Origin of the sequence: Thalassospira profundimaris WP0211, assembly GCF_000300275.1 — a bacterium.
GTDB classification, from domain to species: domain Bacteria; phylum Pseudomonadota; class Alphaproteobacteria; order Rhodospirillales; family Thalassospiraceae; genus Thalassospira; species Thalassospira profundimaris.
Map to the genome: position 1 here is coordinate 43,562 of NZ_AMRN01000013.1, position 17,908 is coordinate 61,469.

The following is a 17,908-nucleotide window of genomic DNA, read 5'->3' on the forward strand; positions in this document are numbered from 1 at the left end:
TGCTTAATCAAACAGCTTGATCAGAAGGGCGTGCTGCAACAGGATAATGGTCTTGGCATCGCGGATACGGCCATCGGCCATCATCGGAATGATGTCGTCGAAGCCGATCTCAAGCACATGGATGTCCTCGCCCTCTTCGTGCAGGCCGCCACCATCCCCTTCGCGGTGATCGCGGGTGACTTCGGCAACGAACAGATGCAGACGTTCGGTGACGGATCCCGGGCTCATGAACAGATCAAAGACCTGGCGGGGCTTTCCGATCTTATAGCCGGTTTCTTCTTCGACCTCGGCAATGACGGCTGCGGCCGGATCACGATCATCAAGCACACCTGCTGGGACTTCGATCAACATGCCGTCTTCGTTGCCATTGACAAAGCTTGGCAGGCGAAACTGTCGGGTCAGGATCACTGTGCGGTCCGTGCAGTTATAAAGCAGGATGCCCGCGCCATTGCCGCGTTCATAAGCTTCGCGCGTCTGACTTTGCCACGATCCATCTGATCGCTTCAGATCAAAGCTGACGCGATAAAGGCGATACCAGTTGTCCGACAGACATTCGATATCACTGACACGGACGTGATCCTGATCGGGAATAGACCAGCCTTTGGGCAGATCGAACATGATGGCGTCACCGGACTAGCGTTTCAGGAAGGCCGACAGGGTCAAAAGCACGGCGTCGGGTTTCTCGGCATGGACCCAGTGGCCAGCACCCTTGATGCTGGTAAAGGCCGCCTTGGGGAAAAGGGATTTGATGTGATCGCGGTCCTTGGGATCGACATAGTGCGAGTTCGCACCCGAAATAAACAGCACATCGCCGTCATACTGATCGGCAAGCCCGTCCGTTGGCCAGCCGATGATATCGTCAAGATGATTGTCCATGGCATCGATATTGACCTGCCATGACATAGCGCCCGTTTCCTTGTCGGTGGCGACATTCTGGGCAAGGAATTGACGCACGCCCTTTTCCAATACGCCAGAAGACAGGGCATCTTCGACCTCGGAGCGGCGCGATATCGCGGAAAAGTCGACATCGCGCATGGCACTGATATAGCCGCTATAATCATGGTCATAGGAAACCGGGGCAATATCGACCACCACCAGGTCGGCAACCAAACCGGCATCGGCCGACAGGGCAAGCACCATCGATGCCTTGCCGCCCATCGAATGCCCGACCAGATGCACCGGTTTATCGGATACCTCGCCGATCAGTTCGGCCAGATCGGCCGCCATGGCCGGATAGGTCATTTCCGCGTCCCAGTCGGAGCGTCCGTGATTTCGCAAATCAGCGGTGACAACGTGATACTTTTCCGCCAGTCGCCGTGCGATGGCCGTCCAGTTGCGGGCCTGACCAAACAGGCCATGGACAATCACGATGGTGCCGTTGTCACGGTTTTCTTCGCCAAAGGCGTAATGGGCAAGTTTCATAAAGACCAACTTCTGCGCAATTCGAACGGGGTCGATCCCCCTTAATAGCGGTGCAAACTGCGAAGGTGAAGTGCCCAAACAAAAACACCTCCGCAACAACGAGATGCGGAGGCGTTTTTAAGCGTACCGATTGAACGGTCGCAGGGTGTGGTCAGCCGCGCACTTACGCGCCAGCAGCAACACCACCATGGGGTTTGTTGTGTGCGCCAAACAGGGCACCAACTTTGCGCACCAGTGCAACAAGCATCTGACGCATAGCCTGTGCACGGAGATGTTCAGCTTCGCGCTGCAGGGCAACCAGGTCATAATCACGATACATTTTCATGTCCGTTTCCTCTTAAAAGCATCCGGCGTTGTTCCCGCCGGGGTTTCGCTGTGTGTTTCGTTAAACCCGGTGTACGCCTGTTTGATCATACCGACGAGAAGAGTTTTATCACCCCAAACATGCACTCAACGCATACCTATGATCAGCAATGAGATAATTCCGTCATGCATATTTCACATATTTGTATCATGACAAATAAGGCGTTCGTTTTGCTCACATTTTCAGGTCTGGAAACCCTCAACATCCCACCAAATCTACGATGATCCTAATATGAAGGTGCTCTGCCCAACGGTATTTCAAGTCCTGCGCAGAAGAAAAATCATCGAAAAATACTTGGTGCAGATCGATTTTTCGCCAAATGCGGTCAAAATTGCGGATATTTTCGCCAGAGTCACACCGCACAATTTTGCATAGCTCATCCAAAAGCAGAAAACGGCAATACCCGATCAGGATATTGCCGTTTTACGATCCTCCTATTCGCGTGTTCTTTACACGCCGTCAGTTGCCCGACTTAAGGGCGTAATTGAGGTATTTGGGTTCAAGATATTCCTCAAGACCCCAATGACCGCCTTCCCGGCCCTGACCACTTTCCTTGACCCCGCCAAACGGCGCACCTTCGTGGCTGGTGGTACCATCATTGATGCCGACCACCCCGACTTCCAGACGATCGGCAAGCCGTTGGATCCGGCCAATATCGCGACTATAGATATAAGAAGACAGTCCGGTGCGCGCCCGATTGGCAAGTGTGATCACGTCATCTTCAGTGCCAAACCGATAGATCGGCGCCACCGGGGCAAACAGCTCCTCGTCAAAGCAATCTGCATCATCGGGCACATCGATCATCACAAGTGGCCGGGTGAAAAAGCCTTCGTCGGGCAAGGCCGCGCCATAAATCAGGTTTGCACCGCGTTTTTGGGCATCAGCAACAAGGCGTTCGACCTTCGCCACCGCCTGGCGGTTGATCAGTGGCCCCAATTCCGTGCCGGGCACAAATCCATTGCCAATGGTCTGTGCCTTGCTAGCCGCAACGAACTTTTCGACAAAGGCATCATAGACACCGTCCTGGACGAAAATGCGGTTGGCACAAACGCAGGTCTGGCCACTGTTGCGGAACTTTGAAATCATCGCGCCCGCAACGGCTGCATCAAGATCGGCATCGTCCATGACGATAAAGGGCGCATTGCCGCCAAGTTCCAGCGACAGCTTTTTCATCGTCGGCGCGCATTGTTCCATCAACCGTTTGCCCACCGAGGTTGAGCCAGTGAACGACAACATCCGAACGCGCTGATCGCCTGTAAGGGCCTCGCCTATCGGGTGGGGCAAACCGGTCACGACGTTAAACACACCCGGCGGGAAACCGGCCTGTTCGGCCAGTTTGGCCGCCGCCAAGGCCGAAAGCGGGGTATCCTCAGCCGGTTTGACAATCACGGTACAGCCCGCCGCCAATGCCGGCGCACATTTACGCACCACCATGGTCAGCGGGAAGTTCCAGGGCGTAATCGCTGCGACCACACCTACGGGGTGTTTTTGAACGACGACACGGCGATCGCGCTGGGTTGCGGGCATGGTTTGGCCATAGGTGCGCTTGGCTTCTTCGCCATACCATTCGGCATAGGCAATCGCACCGACCACTTCGCGCAGCGCCTGATCAAGCGGTTTTCCCTGTTCAAGGGTAATCAGGGCAGCTAGGTCTTCTTGATGAGTTTCAAGCAAGTCACGCCAGCGGCGCAAGATATCTGCCCGTTCGCGTGCCAGCATACGCGACCATGCCGGAAAGGCCGCGTGGGCAGCATCAATCGCCTGCCGGGCCTCGGATGTGCGCATAAATGGCACTGTGCCAATCACGTCACCCTTTGCCGGGTCGATCACGTCCAGCGTTTCACGGCTGTCGGCCGCCCGCCATTCCCCGTTGATATAGGCATGTTTAAGGTTCCAGTCGCGGATAAGGGCGCGTGCACGCGCGCGTCCCTCGCGAATAAGGGTCTCATTGGCCTGCGGATCCGGGACGGATGATTCGGAGGGTGAATTATTCCGGGTGGCAGCGGACATGGGCGGGACTTCCTTGGCACGCGACAACAAAAATTTTGGTGATCACGCGCTTGTGATTACAGTTTCGGGGGCACTGCTGGGACACTAAGCTTTGCGGCGGGCTAATGGCAATAACGTGCTTACATCTCAATATAAAAAACTAAAACTGAACGCTGCACTCAGAGAGACACTTTAACGCGTTTTGGAGAGAGAACCCAAGATGAAGAAGCTCCTTTTTGCCGGTCTCCTCGGCACGATCATAACGGCAGGTGCCGCATTCCCGATGATGGCACAGGCCGATGAAGCATCCGACAACGCCGCGGTTGAAAACCGCAAGATGCTGATGGATGGCATCGGCGGCGCGATGGGTACACTTGGCTGCTACATGAAGGGTGAATGCACCCTGCCCGATCCGGTTCTGGCCAACCTGGCCAAGGGCATTGCGTTTTCAGCGGGTGCAGCCCCAGCGGCGTTTGAGCCGCAAACCCCGGATGCTTCCGTCAAGACCACGGCAAGTGCCGATATCTGGACCAACTGGGATGATTTCTCTGGTCGCTTCCCGGAAATGCAGCAGGCCGCCCTTGCGCTGGCCGATGCCGTTGGTGACAAGGGTACGATGGGCGCTGCAATGGGTAATCTTGGCAAGTCCTGCAAAGGTTGCCACGACGAGTTCCGCACCAAGTAAAATTTGATCTTGCGGCCACACCCGATCACGGGGTTTGCATGCAAATCAAAAAGGCCAGCGTTCCATCAAGGGAACGTTGGCCTTTATTATTATCCGCAGCCCCGAACTAACCGCGCGCCAGCGTCACACCGCCCCAAATCACAAGCGCACAGACAATCAGGATCACAATCCCCAGCACCGGTGAGGCAAACCGGATGTTTGCAAAGCGCCCTGCCAGTTCGGCGGGCACGCGGCGAGTGCCAATCACAATCGCCCGGATCAGGTTTTCGCGTTTGACAACCAGATAGAACAGCGCAGCAAAGACATGCAGCCCGACGGCGGCATAGATCAGGTTGATATTGGTGTGATGGATCCAGTTCATGGTGCTGGCAAAATCGGAACTGACATAAGCCACCAGCGGCCCGTCAAAGAACAGGAAGGTATCCTCGCTGGCAAACAGGCCAGATACCGCTTGCACCCCGACCAGCAAAATCATGACCAAAACCATCCAGCCGCCGGCCGGGTTATGCCCGGTATATGTCAGTTCAGAGGTCGATCCGTTGGGCAATTTTCCGAGATAACCGATCACATGGCGTGGACCGGTCAGAAAATCGGCAAAGCGGGCGTTTGAGCTACCGACAAAGCCCCAGATGATGCGAAACAGCACAAGAGCAAGCACGCTGTAACCGGCGATAGCATGGATATCAATCATCACCTGTCGATTGCTCCACCAAGCCGTCACAATGGCAACGACAAGAGCCCAATGAAACAGGCGAACCGGGAAATCCCAAAGTTTGACTTTCTTTTCGTCTGCGGACGGGGTGCTCATCGGGTCTCTCTCTTTGCACGAATAGGGGTTATTCAATTGCGGAAAATATCGCACAGCAGTTTCCGTCAAGAAACTTAAAGACAGATCAATTTTCCGTACCGTACAATTTTCCCCTGAACCGCGCGTCAACCAACGGTTACCACATTACCGAAACCTAAAACTTTGCGAATTGCCAATTCTTTAATTGAAAATCATTCTCACAAGCAGTATCAATTGGCGGAAGCAAAGTGATCAGGGTCACAGTTCCTGTGCGCGTTCAGTTTTTGAGCGTGACGGATTTTTACCTTGATCGACGGGGCTTTTGCCCTTGGCTCACCATTCAGGGATAGATGGGAACTCCTATGAAGATCGCAAAGATTCTGGGTACGGCCGCACTGGTCACTACCCTTGGCGCGCAGGCATATGCCGCACCGGCCGCCAAAGACGTGCTGACCACTTATGCCGATATCGCGCATGCCGGTTACGAAGATTCACTGATCACCGCCAAGGAACTGCAGGCGGCAATTGATGAGCTGGTTGCAAATCCGTCGGCTTCGACCTTTGATGCCGCGAAATCCGCATGGCTGGCGTCGCGCGCACCCTATCAGCAGACCGAAGTTTACCGTTTCGGCAACGCGATTGTTGATGACTGGGAAGGCAAGGTTAATGCCTGGCCGCTTGATGAAGGTCTGATCGACTATGTCGAAACCGGCCTTTACGGCGAAGAAAGCGAAGAAAACCCGGCATACACCGCCAATGTGATTGCCAACCCGACCCTGACCATTTCGGGCGAAACCATTGATGCCTCGACCATTGATGCAGCTTTGCTTGAAAGCCTGCATGAAATTGACGACGTCGAAGCAAACGTTGCCACCGGCTACCACGCGATTGAATTCCTTCTTTGGGGTCAGGACCTCAATGGGACCGATGCCGGTGCTGGTGAACGTAAATGGACCGACTATGCGTCTGGCGATGCCTGCACCAATGGCAATTGCGACCGTCGTGGTGAATACCTTCAGGCGGCAGTTGATCTGATGGTTTCCGACCTTGAATGGATGACCGCGCAGTGGGCCGAAGGCGGCGAAGCACGCGAAACCGTTCTTGAAGGTGATGGCGTTCCGGGCCTGACCGCGATTGTGACCGGCATGGGTTCGCTTTCTTATGGCGAACTGGGCGGCGAGCGTACCAAGCTTGGCCTGCTGCTGCATGATCCGGAAGAAGAGCATGACTGCTTCTCGGACAACACCCACAACAGCCACTTCTATGACGCGCTGGGCATCCAGAACGTTTACCTTGGCCGTTACACCCGTGTTGACGGTTCGGTTGTTGAAGGTCCGTCGCTGTCTGATCTGGTTGCGGCCAATGACGCGGCACTGGATACCGAACTGCGTGCCAAGCTGGCGGCATCGGTTGTTGCCGGTAAAGTCATGGTCACCCGCGCGAAGGGCGGCGAAGCCTTTGATCAGCTGATTGCCATGGGCAACGAAGATGGCAATGCCGTCGTTCAGTCCTTTGTTGATGCGCTTGTCGATCAGACCAAATCGATCGAACAGATCATTGCCGCGGTCGGCATTGACGGTATCGAGTTCGAAGGTTCTGACAGCCTCGACAACCCGGCTGCTGTCAACTAATCCTGATCATCAGGCACCTGCCTGACTGACTATGAACGGCGGGGGATAATGTCTCCCGCCGTTTTGCTTTGGCCAGGGTCAGGACCTATTAATTTGATTGGAATGGCAGAGTTTATGTTTGCGAAATCCAAGGAAAAGCCCGCTGGGCGGGTTTGCATCCCGCGCGAGGGGTTTGACGTCGGAGTTTGCAAACATAAACTTTGTCCTTCGGATCGTTCAGATTTGCACGAGCTACTTTGTCGCAAAACCTTGAAAGATATATATCTTCCGGCGGTTTCGCTCCGCGTATCCGCACAAATCTGAGCGACCATTCAAACCAAATTAATAGGTCCTGACCCTAAAATTAGAAGACTTCCATGAACCGTCCCGCACGCACACCGCTGTTTTCATTCCCGCTCTGGCTGGCATCCATTGGCCTTGCTATTGCGCCAATCGTCGTCAATGCACAGACCATCGGTGACCCTGCCCTGCCCGGCGGCGAAACAAGCTGGACCGTGGCAAAGGGGCGCGATGCTTTCATGCATCAATCGGCCAACATGAGCTTTGAAAAGCGGCTTGATTTCAAGCTGGGTGAAGCCCTTTTTCAAAGGTTGTGGGTAACTGCGCCAACCCGCACCAAGGCGGCAGACGGACTGGGTCCACTGTTTAATTCACGCGCCTGCAGCGGATGCCATATCCGCAATGGGCGCGGCCATCCGGTTGATGAAAATGATAGCGAGGCCGGGGCAACATCAATGTTGCTGCGCCTGTCCATCCCGCCACAAACCGCCGATCAACTCCGCGATCATCTGGATGGCAAGCTGGCCACCCTTCCTGACCCGGTTTATGGCGGCCAGTTTCAGGATTTCTCGATCCCGGGCATTCAGGCCGAGGGACGGGTCAAGGTGACCTATACAACAACCGACGTTCTTTTGGCTGGGGGTGAGACAGTTACCTTGCGTACCCCAACCTATGAAATGACCGATCTGGCCTATGGGCCGCTGCATCCCGACATCATGGTCTCCCCGCGCCTTGCCCCGCCGATGATTGGACTTGGGCTGCTTGAAGCTATTCCTGACAGCACCCTGATGGCGGCCAGTGATCCGCAGGATGAAGATGGCGATGGCATTTCGGGGCGGTTTAATCAGGTCTGGGACATTGCCAAATCAGAAATGGCGATTGGCCGATTTGGCTGGAAGGCGGGCATGCCGACCCTTGATCAGCAAAACCAGAATGCATTCCAGTTTGATATCGGCCTTTCCACACCGCTGTATCCAAATGCCAGCGGCGATTGCACGACTACGCAAACGGATTGCATGACAGCACCCGATGGCAATGATGATGAGTTCGAGGGGCTGGAAGTCCATTCGGTGATGACCGATCTGGTGCTGTATTACGCGCGCAACATTGCCCCGCCGGCACGCCCGAACGCAAATGATGCCGACGTTTTGGCGGGCGAAAAGATCTTTGCGGCAATAGGCTGTGCATCCTGCCACACGCCGCGCTATGAATTGCCGGAACGTGCTGACATGCCTGAACAATCGGGACAGGTGATCAGGCCCTATAGTGACTTGTTGCTGCATGACATGGGCGAAGGCCTTGCCGATCATCGCCCCGAAGCACAGGCATCCGGGCGCGAATGGCGCACCCCGCCACTTTGGGGGATTGGCCGCGCGCAAGAGATTGATCCACATGCGAGCTTCCTGCATGACGGCCGGGCGAGAACCGTTCTTGAAGCGATCCTATGGCATGGGGGTGAGGCTGAAAACGCGCGCGGTGCGGTCACAACGCTCCCCCCATCAGAGCGCGGCAAATTACTGGCGTTTCTAAAGTCATTGTGACGCTGTATATCTGACAAGTAACAAGCCACACCAAGTGAATATCGGGAAAAGTCATATGCTCTCCAAATCCAGCAGGCGCAACTTATTGCTTTCGACCACAACGGTTCTTGCTTTTGGTCTGATCAGCCCTGCGGCCCAAGCCGATATTCCCGATGAAAATTATCAGCCGGTTCTGGCGCACTTGCTGGGCACCGTGATGCCGCCGAAGCTTGATGACTTCCACGCGGCAACAGAAAACCTGACCAGCGAGTTCAAGGATTTCTGTTCAGATCCCGATAAGGGCGGACTTGAAGACACCCAAACCGCCTTTCACGCGGCAATGGATATCTGGCAGGAAATCCAGCCTTGGCGCATGGGGCCGCTGGTTGCCAATGGTCGTGATCAGCATATCGAATACTGGCCGGACAAACATGGCACGGCCGCCCGTCAGTTCCGCAAGCTGATGTTTGACAAGCCGGCTCCCTATACCGATCCCGAACAGCTTTCGAGTGCCAGTGCCGCCCTTCAGGGCTTCCCGGCACTTGAAGAGGTGTTGTTTGCCGATGATCACGGCGATCAGATGATTGCGGCCGATGAAGACGGTGTGTTCCTGTGCCAATATGGCACTGCCATTGCCACAAACCTCAGCACCCTGTCGGGTGAATTGCAGGCCGAATGGCCGGAATTTGCCCCCGCCATGGAAAACGCCGGACCGGACAGCATGGACTATCCCACCGCCAAGTTCGCCGCGACCGATCTTTACCGTGCCCTGCATGAAGGTCTTCTGATCATCTCGACCCAGAAGCTTGCCCGACCGCTTGGCGAAAATGCCGAAGACGCGCGTGCAAGCCGCGGGGAAAGCCCGCTTGCGGGGCGGTCGCTTCGCAATATCGAACATAACCTGATTGGTCTGTTCGCGATCTATGACGGCACCTGGGGCGATGTCGGCGAAGAAGGCAAAGGCCTGGCCGCGTTGATTGACAACAGCCTGCTGGATCGGTCGTTCAAGCTTAACTGGCAGACGGTAGCTAACACCTTTGCAGAGCTCCCGCCCTCTGTTGCCGAGGTGCTGGAACAGCCCGATGGTTATGCCGTGCTAACAGACCTTAAGGGGCAGATTGATTTCCTGACTATGCTTGTTGAAAACGATGTCGGCGGCAATACCCAGCTTGGTGGCGGCTTTAACGCGCTTGACGGTGATTAAAGCGCACGGAAGAGGAGATCAAAGATGGAATATCAACGTCGCAATTTCCTGAAGCTTATGGGTGTTGGCGGGGCATTTACCCTGTTGCCTGTGGGCCTTGCCCGTGCTGCAACCGCGCCAAACCCCGAAGACCGCGCAGTTTATATCTCCGCCAGTGCCGGGGATGATGGCGATTATTATGTCAGCGCGTTCAATGCTTCGGGCAAAATCCTGTTTGAACAGCCCCTGCCTGGCCGTGGCCATGATATCGGCCTGCGCCCCAACCATGTTGATGTCGCAGCAGTCGAACGCCGCCCGGGGCTTTATGGCCTGATCCTGGATCGCCATACGGGGGATGTGCGCGCCAAACTGCATTGCCCGGAAGACCGCCGGTTTTATGGCCATGCGATCTATTCCAATGATGGTCGGTATCTTTACATCACCGAAAACGACTTTGATCATGCCCGCGGCGTTGTTTCCGTCTGGGATGCCGAGGATGGCTATCGCCGGGTGGCGGAGTTCGACAGCTTTGGCACCGGCCCGCATGAATTGCATCTGATGCCGGACGGCGAACATCTGGTGATTGCCAATGGCGGATTGCACACCCATCCCGATCAGGACGGGCGCACACCACTTAATATCAGCTCGATGCAACCCAACCTTTCGATCATTGATCGCCGGACTGGCAAGCTTGTTCATCAGGCGGCCCTTAAACATGACTGGCACAAACTTTCGATCCGCCATCTTGATGTCGCTGCCAATGGCACGATTGCCGCAGGCTTCCAGTATCAGGGCGATCTGACCGATCAGGTGCCACTCGTCGGCATCTGGCAACCGGGATCAGACATCCGCCCGATTGAGGCCCCGGATACGGTTCAGTACCGCATGCGGCAATATTGCGGGTCGGTGCGATTTGATGCATCGGGCCAGGTATTTGGCATTTCCTGTCCGCGCGGCGGGCTTGTGACCTTCTGGGATGCACAAACCAATGACTTCCTGACCCATATCGCCGCCCCGGATGGCTGCGGCCTTGCCGCCACCGATCAGGCGGGCGAATTTGTTGGCACCAGTGGCCTTGGCAATGGTTGGCGGATGGATGCGATTCGCCGTAAGCGGGTCGAACTGCCCGACGATTCTTTGAAATCGCAGCACTGGGACAATCATTTACGCCGGATCATTGCCTGAACAAACCCGACAATAAAGCCATTCAAAACCCGCACAAACACTGCGGGTTTTCCTATTTCCGGCATCTGAAAATCGCGGAAATCCGGGCATAAACACCGCGATTAACCAACTGTTTTTGTCGGGATATTTATATCAGAAATCCATCAACCAAAAGTTTTTCGCAAATGAGAACGATTTTCACTTGCGTCGGTGTTTTTTCTTACCTATAACGGGTCTCGACACAGCCCGCGAATGAAACCCATTCGCACTTGTCCCCAAGCGGCTTGTCTCTCAGACCTATGGGTCCTCTCTCCCCATAGGCCTCTCAAGGTGGAAAAGCGGTGGTTATCGATGCGGGAAACGATAACCGCCGCTTTCTCTTTTCCGGCCAAATTCCGAAACAATCCCAAGATGCAAAAACAAAAACACCCGGACGATTGATCCGGGTGATGTGTTTATTGACCGGTGCCTTATTGGATCAGACGGTTTTGGAAAGCTTGTCGCCCGCTGTCTGAAGCACGTTTTTATAGAGATCATAGTTTTTACGTGCGTCGTCCTTGGGGGCGACGATACACAGCGTGGCAGAACAGATACCGCTTTGATTATAGACCGGGGCGGCAAAGCAATGGGTGAAGGTATCCACAATGCTGTCGAAGGAGAAAAAGCGTTCGTCATGCGCACGACGGATTTCGGAGATATAGGCAGCAATATCCATTTGACGCCCGTCGGGCAGGATAAAGTCCTCAGCCGGGATCAGATCGCGGATTTCCTGATCACTCAGGTGCCCCAGCAAAAGCCGACCAGACGCCGTCCACGGAATGGCAGTCCGTTCCCCGACATCAGCAGAAATGCGAAACGGACGGCTGCCTTCGCGTTGCAGGGCGACGGTATATTTGTTGCCATCCAGCATACAAAACTGGGAGGTTTCCTTGGTGCTTGCGGTGATTTCATCAAGCACCCCGGCCGCCTGCCGGGTCAGGTCGAAATAATCACGATAAGCAAGGCCGAGGAAATAAACCCGCCGCCCCAAAAAGACCGAGCCATTGGCATCGGTCACTTCAAGCATGCCATGATCGATCAGCGTGCCGATCAGATCGTAAACCGTCGAGGTCGGCGCGCCCAAAGCCTGGGCGATTTCGGCAGGACGCTGAGAGGTTCTGACATCGCGCAGATGGTCCAGAATATCGAACGCACGATCAATGCCGCGCGCGCGCTTTCGTATCTGCTGTTCCGTCATAAACCCCTCATTTAACGTCTTAGTGCAATAGTTGTAGACTGTTATGCCTTACGAAAGGCGATGCAGTCGACCTCTACTTTGCAGTCAACAACCATCGAGGACTGCACGCAGGCACGTGCCGGAGGATTTTCGCCGAAATATTCCTCGAACACGCCATTGAATGACCAGAAATCGCGCGCGTCATCAAGCCAGACACCAATGCGCATGATGTCAGCAGTGCTGTAACCGGCATCTTCGACAATCTTGATCATGTTTTCGATCGCAATGCGGGACTGTTCGACAATGCCGTTGCCGATAACTTCACCATCACGCATCGGGGTCTGGCCGGACACATAAAGCCAGCCATCGGCCTCGGTGGCCTTGGCAAATGGCAATGCCTTCTGACCGTTGCCTTTGCCTTCGCCCACACCGTGTCTTTTAATGCTCATAAAAAATATCTCCTGGTTCTTAAAATTCAGAATTTGCAAGGAAGCCCTGCAAACGTTCAGTTTTCGGCGCACCGAAAATTTGTTCGGGGGTGCCTTCTTCGTGGATGCGCCCCTGATGCATGAACACGACCTTGCTTGAAACATCGCGCGCAAACCGCATCTCGTGCGTCACCAGCAACATGGTCATGCCCTCATTCGCCAGATCACGGACAACTGCCAGCACCTCGGCCACCAGTTCGGGATCAAGTGCGGAAGTCACTTCGTCAAACAGCATGATCTGCGGGTTCATCGCGATGGCGCGCGCGATAGCTACCCGCTGTTGCTGGCCACCGGAAAGCTGACCGGGATAATGATCGCGACGCTGCCCCATACCGACGCGCTCAAGCCATTTTTCGGCAATTGCCCGTGCTTCGTCCTTCGGCATTTTCTTGGTCTTGATCAGGCCAAGCATCACGTTGCGTATGGCCGTCATGTGCGGGAAAAGATTGAACTGCTGAAAAGCCATGCCGGTCATGGCACGTTGACGGGCAATTTCACGTTCCGACAGTCGGCGACGCTGTCCGCCGTCCTGTTTATAGCCGATAGACTGACCTGCCAGTTCAATCGAGCCCTGCTCAAAATCTTCCAGAAGGTTCACACAGCGCAGAAGCGTGGTCTTGCCCGAACCGGACGATCCGATCAGCGAAACCACATCGCCCTGCTGCATGGTCAGGTCGATGCCCTTAAGCACTTCGACCTTGCCAAAGCTTTTGTGAAGGCCGGAAATAGTCAAAATTGGGGACATGATTGCCTCTTTATGGGATCGAAATGCGGCGTTCGACGGCACGACCAGCCTGTTCGATCACGAAGTTCAAAAGGAAATAGACAAAGCCCGCAAAGAGATAGAACTCAAGGCTGAGATAGGTGCGCGAGATGACCTGCTGGGTGGCAAGCAGAAGCTCCACCACGCCAATGATCGAAAGCAGCGTCGATGCCTTGACGATCTCGGTCGCGGTATTGACCCAGGTTGGCAGGATCTGGCGCAAAGCCTGGGGCAGCAGCACATAAACAAAGGTTTGCCCGAATGTCAGACCGACCGATTTGGCAGCTTCGGTCTGGCCTTGCGGAATTGCGGACAAAGCCCCGCGGACGATTTCGCCAACATGGGATGAACAAAACAGCGTCAGTGCCAAAACACCGGCCTGAAACGCCGTCAAGTCAAGACCGACAACCGAAAGGATGTAGAAGCAGGCCAAAATCAGAACAAAGACCGGCGTTCCGCGCAGAAAGTCGATATACAACCGGACAATGAAGCGAAGCCACTTCGCGCCATATGTCATCGCCAAACCAACGAACACACCAAGGACTGATCCCAGAATAACCGAGGCAACCGAAATCAGGATTGTGTCACCCAGTCCCGAAAGCAGGCTTAGCCGCGCGTTCCACAATTCTGTCAGAAAAAGAGAGAAATTCATCTGATACCCCTTTAGCGTGGAACTGCAAGGCGCAGTTCAAGACGGCGCAGCAGAGCCGCAATCACATAACAGGCAACCACATAGATCATTGACGCTACCATCCATGTTTCAATCACACGGAAGCTCTCGACATTGATCTTGCGCGCATAAAAGGTCAGTTCCGGCACCGCGATGGCGGCGGCAAGGGAGGTGTCCTTGAACAGCGAAATGAAGTTGTTTGAAAGTGACGGCAGAACATTTCGAAACATCACCGGAATGATGATGTTGGTCTTGATCTTGAATTCCGTCAGACCAATCGCAAGGCCGGCTTCGCGCAGTCCCTTGGGCAACGCAACCAGACCGGACCGGAATACTTCGGCCAGATAGGCCCCGGCATAGATCGAAAGCGTAAAGACAAAGGACGATATTTTGTCCAACGCGATACCCATTTGCGGAAGCGCGAAATAGCAAAACAGAATAAGAACAAGGATCGGGGTATTGCGGATCGCGGAGACATAAGCCACCGCGATCCAGCGCAAGGTTCTGTGGCGCGAAAGCATCCCGAACGCCGCCAGAAGGCCGATCCCGCATCCAATCGCAATCGAGACAATGGCCAGAAACAGCCCCAGCCCAAGCCCCTCTGCGAGGAGATCCCAGTTACGCCAGATGACGTCAAAGTTGAAATCGTAATTCAAAGCGGAATTCCCGAATGCTTGCGTTGATTACTTGTACTCGACAGGGAAGCCGATTTTCGGCGTTTCGAGCTCTTCACCAAACCAGGTTTTGAAGCTTTCAGCATAGAACGGGAATTCAACACCGGTCATGCCCTCATGCAGGACGGTATTGACGAAGTTCAACCAACGCTGATCGCCCGGTTTTACACCACACGAATAGCTTTGCGGGTTCCAGGCATAGCCAGCATCCGTGTAACGATCCGGGTTCTGAACCATGAACCAACGAAGCGCAGACTGATCGGTTGCGGCGGCTTGGGCACGACCGGAATTAAGCGCCTGATACATCAGATCAACGCTGTCATACTGATCAACTTCGGCTTCCGGCAGGGCCGCGCGTACCATTTCTTCGGCATAGACGTTCTGCAGAACTGCGACGGTGACATCATCACCACCTTCTTTCAGCGCGTCATAATCGGCGTAGTCACCATTTGCCATCAGCAATAGACCAACACCTTCGCGATAGTAGGGAATGGTGAATTCGATCTGCTGGGCACGTTCGGCAGTGACCGTCATAAACTGGCAGGCCATATCGACCTTGTCGGTGACGAGGTTCGGAATACGTGCGTCGCCCGACTGCTGGACATACTCGATCTTTTCCGGGTCGCCAAACAGGGCCTTGGCCACAAGGCGGCCCATATCAACGTCAAAACCTTTGAGCTTGTTGTCTGAATCAACAAAGTGCCACGGCGGGTTGGTCGATCCGGTCCCAAGGACCAGATAGCCGCGATCAAGGACCTGCTGAAGTTTGCTTGTTTCCTGAGCAGATGCAGTACCGAGTGCCGAAGCCGCCGTGGCGGTCATGACAGTTGCGACCGCCAGAGTTTTAAGAAATGCCATTTTTGTCTCCACTTTCAAATGAGCCACACATTCTTGGATCGTTTTTTGTTTTTCCGTTATAACGGAACATATCCCGTTATTTCGGATTTACCCTAGCAGCGGCGTTCAAGATATGTCAATTTCGTTTTGCAAAAAGCTGAGAGCGCCAACCTCAAACCAATCAGGAACCAGCATGCTCGACACCCCCTGCCTTGTGATTGACCTCCCCGTCGTTGACGAAAACATTGCGCGTTTCCAAAACCTTGCCGATGCGGCGGGTCTGAAGACACGCCCGCATATCAAGACGCACAAACTGCCGTTTTTTGCCAAACGACAGATTGAGGCCGGGGCAATCGGAATCACCTGCCAGAAGATTGGCGAGGCCGAGGTTATGGTTGAGGGTGGACTCCGCGACATATTGCTGACCTACAACGTCATCGGTGATGCCAAACTTGATCGTCTGGCAGCACTTGCGCGCAAATGCACCCTGTCGGTCACCTGTGACAACCTGATCGTCGCAAAGGGTTTATCGGCGCGCTTTGCGGATGAAGAAACCGAGTTGACCGTTCTTGTGGAATGCGACACTGGCGCAGGACGGTGTGGCGTGCAAAGCCCGACTGACGCCGCTGAACTCGCAGCAAAGATAAATGATCTGCCTGGACTGCGGTTTGGCGGGCTGATGACCTATCCGCCAATGGATCATGCAGACAACGTCGACAAATGGCTGAGTGATGCCAAACAACGTCTCGAGGACGCAGGACTTCCTTGCCCGGTTGTTTCGACCGGTGGCACACCAAATCTGGACGCCCTGCCTGCATTTAACCACGCAACTGAACACCGCGCCGGGACCTATATTTACAATGACCGTTCCCTGATTGCGCGCGGCGCATGTGGCGTTGAAAACTGTGCCGCGGTTGTTAAGACCACCGTGGTTTCCCGCCCAACCAAAACCCGCGCCATCATCGATGCAGGATCAAAGGCGCTGAGTTCCGACCTGCTGGGCCTTGAGGGCTTTGGGATGGTCCGCGAGGCACCGGACGCGTCGATTGTCGGCCTGTCCGAAGAACACGGCATCATCGAGCTTGGCGACAGCAATTGGGACCCGGCAGTCGGTGACGTGATTTCGATTATCCCCAATCACATCTGCGTCGTGACCAACCTGTTTCCGACCGTCTGGATCAAGGATCAGAACGGCGAAATGACAGAAATGCCGGTCGCTGCACGCGGCATGCTGCGTTAATCCGCATCAGGGAGTTATGTGATGTCTGTTGATGTCATTTGCATTGGCGAAGCCATGGGCGAGATTTCGTTCGACCCGGCAGGAAACGCCAGCGTCAAGGTTGGCGGTGATACGTTTAATACTGCGGTCTATCTTGGTCGCCTTGGGATCAAGTCCGCCTTTGCCTCTGCTGTCGGCGAAGACCCGTTTGGTGAGCAGATCCGGTCTGTTCTGAAAGACAACTACGTCAGTGATGCATTCCTGATCAGCACGGATCAGGCAAATACCGGACTTTACTCGATCACCAATCGTACGGATGGCGAACGATTTTTCCACTACTGGCGCAATCAGTCGGCCGCACGCCAAACGATTTCACTGGCAAGCCCGGCCTACCTGCAGGCGCTTGAAGATGCGCCGTGGCTGTATCTTTCCGGGATCAGCTTGCACGTGCTGGAAGACGACACCACGCTTCTGTTTCAGACCCTTCAGGCCCACAAAGACCAGGGCGGCAAGATTGCCTTTGATGGCAATTTCCGGCCCAAGCTTTGGTCTGGCAAGGAAGATCAGGCGCGTGAGACATACGCCCGGATCACCGCCCTTGCCGATGTCATGATGCCGACATTCGATGATGAACAGCTTCTTTGGGGTGATAAAACGGCGCAAGGCACCGTAAGCCGGATTGCCAAGCTGAGCCCTGCCCTGATTGTCGTCAAACAGGGGGAGCAAGGTTGTTTGCTTTATGACGGTGGGGAAACTCATCATATTCCGATCCCGGAACCGGTCACCCCGATTGATACGACGGCCGCCGGTGACAGCTTTAACGCAGGCTTCATGGCAGGCTTGCTCAAGGGACAGGACGGCGTGACAGCAACACTTGCCGGACACAAGCTTGCCAGCAAGGTCATCACCCATCGCGGTGCAATCATTCCAGCCGAGATGATGGCAGAACTTTAAGCACCGGAACAAACCACTATCACAGCACAAAGCCCGGCATCACGCCGGGCTTAATTTGTTATT

The 17,908-nt window shown here is 54.8% G+C and carries 18 protein-coding genes; 7 read left to right on the forward strand and 11 right to left on the reverse strand.

All coding sequences use genetic code 11. The features are described 5' to 3' along the window. Positions 1–3 precede the first annotated feature (3 nt). From TH2_RS19345 to TH2_RS19355, 4 genes are all read right to left on the reverse strand, one after another. Positions 4–618 carry an NUDIX domain-containing protein gene (locus tag TH2_RS19345; protein ID WP_008892140.1) on the reverse strand — a complete coding sequence of 205 codons (615 nt, stop codon included), beginning with the start codon at positions 616–618 and terminating at the stop codon, positions 4–6. A 15-nt stretch (positions 619–633) separates the two neighbouring features. Continuing rightward, positions 634–1,422 carry an alpha/beta fold hydrolase gene (locus TH2_RS19350; protein ID WP_008892141.1) on the reverse strand — a complete coding sequence of 263 codons (789 nt, stop codon included), beginning with the start codon at positions 1,420–1,422 and terminating at the stop codon, positions 634–636. 163 nt (positions 1,423–1,585) lie between these two features. Beyond that, positions 1,586–1,747, reverse strand: a complete 162-nt coding sequence (locus TH2_RS21355) for an RSP_7527 family protein (protein ID WP_157088485.1) — start codon at positions 1,745–1,747, stop codon at positions 1,586–1,588. 498 nt (positions 1,748–2,245) lie between these two features. After that, entirely contained in the window at positions 2,246–3,796 is a 1,551-nt protein-coding gene (locus tag TH2_RS19355; protein WP_008892142.1) for an NAD-dependent succinate-semialdehyde dehydrogenase, read from the reverse strand. Positions 3,797–3,995: 199 nt separating this feature from the next. Between TH2_RS19355 and TH2_RS19360 the strand changes: the two genes are divergently transcribed. Next, entirely contained in the window at positions 3,996–4,460 is a 465-nt protein-coding gene (locus TH2_RS19360) for a c-type cytochrome (RefSeq protein ID WP_008892143.1), read from the forward strand. Between the two features lie 106 nt (positions 4,461–4,566). Here TH2_RS19360 and TH2_RS19365 read toward each other — a convergent pair whose 3' ends face one another. Further along, positions 4,567–5,268 carry a cytochrome b/b6 domain-containing protein gene (locus tag TH2_RS19365; protein ID WP_008892144.1) on the reverse strand — a complete coding sequence of 234 codons (702 nt, stop codon included), beginning with the start codon at positions 5,266–5,268 and terminating at the stop codon, positions 4,567–4,569. Between the two features lie 341 nt (positions 5,269–5,609). Between TH2_RS19365 and TH2_RS19370 the strand changes: the two genes are divergently transcribed. From TH2_RS19370 to TH2_RS19385, 4 genes are all read left to right on the forward strand, one after another. Continuing rightward, positions 5,610–6,878: an imelysin family protein gene (locus TH2_RS19370; protein ID WP_008892145.1), complete on the forward strand. Its 1,269-nt coding sequence runs from the start codon at positions 5,610–5,612 to the stop codon at positions 6,876–6,878. 356 nt (positions 6,879–7,234) lie between these two features. Continuing rightward, a complete protein-coding gene (locus tag TH2_RS19375; RefSeq protein ID WP_008892146.1) occupies positions 7,235–8,698 on the forward strand; it encodes a di-heme oxidoreductase family protein in 1,464 nt (487 codons plus the stop codon). 85 nt (positions 8,699–8,783) lie between these two features. Beyond that, positions 8,784–9,881, forward strand: coding sequence for an imelysin family protein (locus TH2_RS19380; protein WP_238538736.1), 1,098 nt, complete (start codon positions 8,784–8,786; stop codon positions 9,879–9,881). 24 nt (positions 9,882–9,905) lie between these two features. Then, entirely contained in the window at positions 9,906–11,045 is a 1,140-nt protein-coding gene (locus tag TH2_RS19385; protein ID WP_008892148.1) for a DUF1513 domain-containing protein, read from the forward strand. A 457-nt stretch (positions 11,046–11,502) separates the two neighbouring features. On the opposite strand, the gene TH2_RS19390 is transcribed toward TH2_RS19385, so the two are convergent. Genes TH2_RS19390 through TH2_RS19415 form a run of 6 tightly spaced genes read right to left on the reverse strand, consistent with a single transcriptional unit; the run spans position 11,503 to position 15,693 of the window. Further along, positions 11,503–12,261 carry an IclR family transcriptional regulator gene (locus tag TH2_RS19390; protein WP_008892149.1) on the reverse strand — a complete coding sequence of 253 codons (759 nt, stop codon included), beginning with the start codon at positions 12,259–12,261 and terminating at the stop codon, positions 11,503–11,505. 41 nt (positions 12,262–12,302) lie between these two features. Beyond that, the gene (locus tag TH2_RS19395) at positions 12,303–12,689 is read right to left on the reverse strand and encodes a RidA family protein (RefSeq protein ID WP_008892150.1); all 387 of its coding nucleotides are present in this window, start codon (positions 12,687–12,689) and stop codon (positions 12,303–12,305) included. Positions 12,690–12,708: 19 nt separating this feature from the next. Then, positions 12,709–13,473 carry an amino acid ABC transporter ATP-binding protein gene (locus TH2_RS19400; RefSeq protein WP_008892151.1) on the reverse strand — a complete coding sequence of 255 codons (765 nt, stop codon included), beginning with the start codon at positions 13,471–13,473 and terminating at the stop codon, positions 12,709–12,711. A gap of 10 nt (positions 13,474–13,483) precedes the next feature. After that, a complete protein-coding gene (locus TH2_RS19405; RefSeq protein WP_008892152.1) occupies positions 13,484–14,143 on the reverse strand; it encodes an amino acid ABC transporter permease in 660 nt (219 codons plus the stop codon). A gap of 11 nt (positions 14,144–14,154) precedes the next feature. Further along, complete coding sequence (locus TH2_RS19410) at positions 14,155–14,817, reverse strand: amino acid ABC transporter permease (protein WP_008892153.1); 663 nt, start codon at positions 14,815–14,817, stop codon at positions 14,155–14,157. A 27-nt stretch (positions 14,818–14,844) separates the two neighbouring features. Beyond that, the gene (locus tag TH2_RS19415) at positions 14,845–15,693 is read right to left on the reverse strand and encodes a transporter substrate-binding domain-containing protein (RefSeq protein ID WP_008892154.1); all 849 of its coding nucleotides are present in this window, start codon (positions 15,691–15,693) and stop codon (positions 14,845–14,847) included. 172 nt (positions 15,694–15,865) lie between these two features. Here TH2_RS19415 and TH2_RS19420 point away from each other — a divergent pair, with 172 nt between their 5' ends. Continuing rightward, positions 15,866–16,912 carry a D-TA family PLP-dependent enzyme gene (locus TH2_RS19420; RefSeq protein ID WP_008892155.1) on the forward strand — a complete coding sequence of 349 codons (1,047 nt, stop codon included), beginning with the start codon at positions 15,866–15,868 and terminating at the stop codon, positions 16,910–16,912. A 21-nt stretch (positions 16,913–16,933) separates the two neighbouring features. After that, positions 16,934–17,845 (forward strand): sugar kinase, encoded by a 912-nt coding sequence (locus TH2_RS19425; protein ID WP_008892156.1) that lies wholly within the window; start codon positions 16,934–16,936, stop codon positions 17,843–17,845. Positions 17,846–17,908: the final 63 nt, after the last annotated feature.